Raw genomic sequence first — 5,224 nt, 5'->3', positions numbered from 1 at the left:
GGCAGCAGCAGCGCGCGGGCCGCGCACTCCCGGAACCGGGCGGCGAACAGCGCCGAGCCGCCGACCTCGGCGGTGACGATCGGCTCGACCTCGTCGGCGTCGAAGACGAACAGCTCGGCTCCCGGGACCGCAGAGGTCTCCGGAGGCACGCCCATATCGGTGTCGGGCAGTCGCACCACGATGCCGTCGTCGGAGGCTGTCGGCAACGCGTCGACGCCGTAGCGTTCGATCAGCCGGCGGCGCACCGCCAGCGCCAGCGGGCCGTGTACCCGCAGCCCGTAGGGTGAGTGCAGGATCACCCGCCAGTCACCGAGCTCGTCGCGGAACCGCTCCACGACCAGTGTGGTGTCGGTGGGCACCGCCGCGGTCGCGGCGCGCTGATCGGCCACCAGCTGCCACAGGTTGTCGACGGCGCAGTCGTCGAAACCCAATGCCGCGCAACGTTTGCTGAAATCATCACGGTCCAGGCCGGCCAGCTCACCGGTGAATGCGCCGATCGCGGCACCGAGCTCCGCCGGGCGTCCGACGCCGTCGCCGTGCCAGAACGGCAACCGGCCCGGCAGCCCGGGCGCCGGGATCACCAGCACCCGATCGTGAGTGATCTCGGTGATCCGCCAGCTGGTCGCGCCCAGCGAGATGACATCGCCGGGACGCGACTCGTAGACCATCTCCTCGTCGAGTTCGCCTACCCGGGACGGTTTTTCGGAGCCAGCCAAATACACCGCGAACAGCCCGCGGTCGGGGATCGCGCCGCCCGAGGTGACCGCCAGCCGCTGCGCGCCCGGCCGCGCGGTCAGGATGCCGGCATCGCGGTCGTAGACCAGCCGCGGCCGCAGCTCGGCGAACTCGGTGGACGGATATTTACCCGACAGCAGGTCCAGCGTCGCCTCGAATGCGCTGCGCGGCAGGGTGGCGAACGGGGCGGCGCGGCGCACCGTGTCGAACCAGGCGTCGGCGTCCAGCGGTTCTGCCGCGGCCGCGGCCACCGTGTGCTGGGCCAGGATGTCGAGCGGATTGGCGGGCACCCGCAGGGTCTCGATCTGCCCGGCAAGCATGCGCTGCACCGCCACCCCGCAGCCGATCAAGTCGGTGCGGTGCTTGGGAATCAGCACCCCCGAAGAGACTTCGCCGACCTGATGCCCGGCCCGACCGACGCGCTGCAGCCCGGCGGCCACCGACGGCGGCGCCTCGATCTGGATCACCAGGTCGACGTCGCCCATGTCGATGCCCAGCTCCAGGCTGGAGGTCGCCACCACGGCTTTGAGGCGTCCGTGTTTGAGGTCCTCTTCGACGGCGGCGCGGGTCTGCCTGGAAACCGAGCCGTGATGCGCCCGCGCCAGAATCGCCGGCGCACCGTGACTGTGGCCGCTGCCCAGCAGCTGCGCGGGCGCACCCCCGGCGACCAGCGGGTTGGGGCCGGACTCGAGCTGCACACCACAGCGTTCGGCGTGGATTTCGTTGAGCCGCGCGGTCAGTCGCTCCGCCAGCCGGCGGGAGTTGACGAAGACGATCGTCGAGCGGTGTTCTTCGATTCTGTCGACGATGCGTGCCTCGACCTCGGGCCAGATGGAGGGGGTACCACCCGCTTGCGGGGGAGCCTCGGCGAGGTTGACCATATCCGGCACCGGCACTCCCCCGCGAGCGGGAGGTACCCCCAGCACGGTGAGCTTGAACGCTTTCGCCGCCGGGGGAGACACGACGGTGGTCGGGGACTGGCCGGACAGGAACCGGGCGACCTCCTCCGGCGGGCGTACGGTGGCCGACAGCCCGATCCGCTGCGTCGGCCGGGCGGATTGCGCGTCCAGCCGCTCCAGCGACAGCGCCAGGTGGCTGCCGCGCTTGGTGCCGGCCACCGCGTGCACCTCGTCGACGATCACCGTGCGCACTGAAGTCAGCGTCGCCCGCGCCGCGGAGGTCAGCATCAAAAACAGCGACTCCGGGGTGGTGATCAGCACATCGGGCGGCTGGGCGATCAGCTGGCGGCGCCGCGCGGGCGGCGTGTCTCCCGACCGCACCCCGACGGTGATCTCCGGTATCGGGAGGCCGCGCCGCTGCGCGATCCGGCGGATCCCGGCCAGCGGGGTGCGCAGGTTGCGCTCGACGTCGACCGCCAGTGCCTTGAGCGGCGAGATATACAACACCCGGGTGCCGGTGCCTGGATCATCAGCGCGTTGAGCCGGGTTAGCCAGGCTATCCAGCGCCCACAGGAACGCCGCCAGCGTCTTGCCGGACCCGGTGGGCGCGACGACCAGCGTGTTGTTGCCGTCGGCGATCGCCGGCCAGGCCTGGGCCTGCGCCGGGGTCGGTGCGGCGAAGGTACCGGCGAACCAGTCCCGAGTCGGCGCGCCGAACCGGGCCAGGGGGTCGGCGGGCGCGGTGCTCACCTAGCCATCGTGCCAATGCGACGCGACTGCCGCACCGCCGAGGTTGCTGGTTTAACCGGTCACTCCTAGAACGTTTCCTTGCCTCGCCGGACCGGAATCGCCCGCGGCTTTCCGGGTAGCCATCCCGGCTGCGACATGGTCTCTTGCTCTGTTGCGACTACATTTATGGTTTATGGTTACCCACGCAGACAAGCGGGTATCCGTTCCATCGTGACGAACACCCATGAAGCCGGTAGTGTCACCGTGCCGCGGTCAAGCCATCATGAGCGCAAGGCTCGAGAATGCAATGACATAGCACGTGACTGCGAGCAGCATCAAAATGGCCAGCACTGTTCCAGTGGCCACCGCGAGATGCGACAAACCGCCGCGGCGTCGTGTCCCCTGGGTCTCAACGTTGTACATAGTCGTCGGATACCCAAAGGGCGGTTTCCACAAACCACCTTGCCTCAACGGTAGGCTGACGCCGATGTCGCCGGGAGGCCACATGCCCGATGCCGAACTCGAACCAAACGACCGGCTGTGCAGCGACCGCGCTGTAGAGCTACGGATCGCGCCGCGGATGGAGAACCTGGCAGTGGTGCGCACGCTGGTCGGCGCGGTCGGTGCCTTCGAGGATCTGACTGTCGACACCGTGGCGGATTTGCGGCTGGCGGTCGACGAGGTGTGCACCCAGCTGATCCGCTCGGCAACACCTAAAGCGACACTGGTTGTCGTCATCGACCCACGCGAGGACGACGTGGTGATACAGGCCTCCGCGGCCTGCAGCGTCTTCGACGCGATGGCTCCGGGCAGCTTCAGCTGGTATGTGCTGACGGCGCTGACCGACGACGTGCAGACCTTCCGTGACGGCCGCGAACCCGGCGGGGCCGGTCAGGTCTTTGGCGTGACGTTGACGACCCGGCGGGCGGGCTCTGACGAGTGACACCGCGCACCGCAGGCGGTTTGCGGCCAGGTTCGGAGTACACCGACGTTGGTGAGATGTTCCGTGAGCTGGCGAAATTCGCCGCCGGATCACGGGAGTTCCGCTTGCAGCGAGACAAGATCGTCCAGCGGTGCCTGCCGTTGGCCGACCACATCGCTCGCCGATTCGAGGGCAGGGGCGAGTCGCGCGAGGACCTGGTCCAGGTGGCGCGGGTCGGATTGGTCAATGCGGTGGCCCGTTTCGACGTTGGCGCAGGGTCGGACTTTGCTGCTTTCGCGGTGCCCACCATCATGGGCGAAGTTCGGCGCTACTTTCGGGACAACAGCTGGTCGGTCAAAGTGCCCCGTCGGCTCAAGGAACTGCACCTGCGCCTCGGGGCGGCCACCGCGGAACTGTCGCAACGCCTCGGCCGGGCACCCACCGCGTCAGAACTTGCCCAAGAACTTGAAACGAGTCGCGACGAGGTGGTGGAGGGTTTGGTGGCGGGCAGCTCCTACAACACACTGTCCATCGACAGCGGTGGCGGCACCGGCGAGGACGACGTCCGGTCCATCGCCGACACCCTCGGGGATGTCGACAGCGCTATGGAGCGCATCGAGAATCGGGAGGCGTTGCGCCCCTTGCTCAATGCCCTCCCGGAACGAGAACGGATGGTGCTTGTGCTACGGTTCTTCGAGTCGATGACGCAGACCCAGATCGCCGAGCGGGTTGGTGTCTCGCAGATGCATGTATCCCGCTTGCTGGCCAAGGCGCTGGCCCGGCTGCGCGAGAAGTTGCAATAGTCGCCGCGCCGTTCGAGGTCCGCCGAACCTGACCGCTGCTAGCTAGTGGTAGGGATTGTCGAGATGGGCTTGGCCAGCTGCGGTATCTTCCAGAAGAAATCGACATGGAGCAACTGAAATGGGCATCACCAGCTCGGTTCAGGTCGAGCGAGTGCGGCAGGCGGCGCGCTGCCTCGCCGTGCTGGCGGTGACAACTGCGGTGGCGCCGAACTCACCGATCGGCATTCCTTCCGCTGTGGGCGCTGCATGCCCCGATGTGGAGGTGGTGTTCGCCCGCGGCGCGATGGAGCCACCCGGCGTCGGTGTGACCGGACAGGCGTTCGTCGATACGCTCAGCTCACAAGTCGCCGGGAAGTCCCTCGGGGTGTACCCCGTCAATTACCCTGCCCATCTCGACTTTCCCGCAGCCGCGGACGGAGTGGTTGACGCGGCCGGCCATGTTGCCGCCATGGCCGTCAACTGCCCCGAAACTCAGATGGTGCTTGGTGGATTCTCCCGGGGGGCAGCCGTGGCGGGTTACGTTACCTCGGATCGAATCCCTGATGGCTACACCCTGCCGGCAGACATCACCGGGCCGATGGTGCCGGAGGTGGCTGAACACGTCGCTGCGGTCGTGCTCTTCGGGAGACCTTCCAGCGAGTTCTTGGCCAGGTACGACGGGCCGCCGATCACTATCGGTCACCTGTTTGCGCCCAAGACCCTCGACCTGTGTGCCCCCGGTGACCCCGTCTGCTCGGCTGACGGCGGGGATCCCGGCGCGCACACCCTGTATGCGGTGAACGGCATGGAAAGCCAAGCCGCTGACTTCGTCGCGCGTCACCTCGCTTCGGGTTGAGCGCTTGAGCCTCGTCCAACCTGAACCGGCAGCCGTTGCGAGTGAGTGATCTTTAGTTAGTGGTCGCGCGACTCGCACCCCGTCTCGGGGTTGTTCCCCGGCTTGGTGGCCGGTTCCCTTCCGCGCTTCGCAGCCACCAGCCCGGCCGAGCCGGGTCCTACGGTCGGCTCCACGCTTATCGGCGGCCCCAATCGGGCCGACGACGCTAGTGGTCCGTCTCAGTTTTGGCTAACTACTTGTTCGAGTGTTGTGCGTGCGCGCTGGACTTTGGCGAGGATGGATTCGGCGGTTGCGGTCCAGA

Annotated in this window: 4 protein-coding genes and 1 pseudogene; 3 read left to right on the top strand and 2 right to left on the bottom strand. The window is 67.7% G+C overall.

What is annotated here, in order from left to right; all coding sequences use genetic code 11:
- Positions 1–2,384: DEAD/DEAH box helicase (locus AC2VON_RS06265; protein ID WP_486952164.1), on the bottom strand; the 2,384-nt coding region annotated here is incomplete at its 3' end.
- A gap of 484 nt (positions 2,385–2,868) precedes the next feature.
- Here AC2VON_RS06265 and AC2VON_RS06260 point away from each other — a divergent pair.
- From AC2VON_RS06260 to AC2VON_RS06250, 3 genes are all read left to right on the top strand, one after another.
- Positions 2,869–3,306 (top strand): anti-sigma factor, encoded by a 438-nt coding sequence (locus AC2VON_RS06260; RefSeq protein ID WP_486952165.1) that lies wholly within the window; start codon positions 2,869–2,871, stop codon positions 3,304–3,306.
- A complete protein-coding gene (locus AC2VON_RS06255) occupies positions 3,303–4,088 on the top strand; it encodes an RNA polymerase sigma factor SigF (RefSeq protein WP_486952163.1) in 786 nt (261 codons plus the stop codon). Before AC2VON_RS06260 ends, AC2VON_RS06255 begins: the two co-directional genes overlap by 4 nt.
- 118 nt (positions 4,089–4,206) lie before the next feature.
- Positions 4,207–4,923, top strand: coding sequence for a cutinase family protein (locus tag AC2VON_RS06250; protein WP_486952162.1), 717 nt, complete (start codon positions 4,207–4,209; stop codon positions 4,921–4,923).
- Between the two features lie 66 nt (positions 4,924–4,989).
- Here the strand turns inward: AC2VON_RS06250 and AC2VON_RS06245 are convergent.
- Positions 4,990–5,136: pseudogene (locus AC2VON_RS06245) on the bottom strand (IS607 family element RNA-guided endonuclease TnpB); the annotation flags it as partial.
- Positions 5,137–5,224 lie beyond the last annotated feature (88 nt).

The organism is Mycobacterium sp. TH-M82 (assembly GCF_057473605.1).
This window is presented reverse-complemented; position numbering and strand designations above follow the sequence as displayed.

Coding starts and splice junctions, on each gene's coding strand:
- AC2VON_RS06250 (WP_486952162.1), top strand. CDS start 4,207: ATGGGCATCACCAGCTCGGTTCAGGTCGAGCGAGTGCGGCAGGCGGCG.
- AC2VON_RS06260 (WP_486952165.1), top strand. CDS start 2,869: ATGCCCGATGCCGAACTCGAACCAAACGACCGGCTGTGCAGCGACCGC.